The sequence below is a fragment of the Erwinia sp. PME.40.26/001 genome (assembly GCF_055556675.1).
In genome coordinates, this window is the sequence record NZ_JBVHNP010000433.1 from 1 (window position 1) to 236 (window position 236).

Consider the following 236-nt stretch of genomic DNA (forward strand, 5'->3'; position numbering starts at 1 on the left):
GTCACTGGTGGGACAAACAAGCGTGGGAGAACTTGTCGCCTTGATATCGGAATGTTCCGCTCATGTCGGTGGCGACACAGGAAGTACTCATATCGCCGCAGCGCTCAATCGGCCAGCGATTGGGCTCTACTCCATCACTCGGCCCCAACGCTCATGCCCCTACGGACAAGCGGATCGGTGCCACTTTCACCCAAACGGCCTGGCGTTCATCGAGCCAGGTGCAGTATTCGAAACTT

General features: G+C 57.2%; 1 protein-coding gene. It reads left to right on the top strand.

The genetic code is table 11. From position 1 onward, the window contains the following. Positions 1–7: 7 nt before the first annotated feature. The coding region (locus tag ACZ3HG_RS24860; RefSeq protein ID WP_465335215.1) for a glycosyltransferase family 9 protein at positions 8–236 on the top strand (229 nt) is incomplete at its 3' end.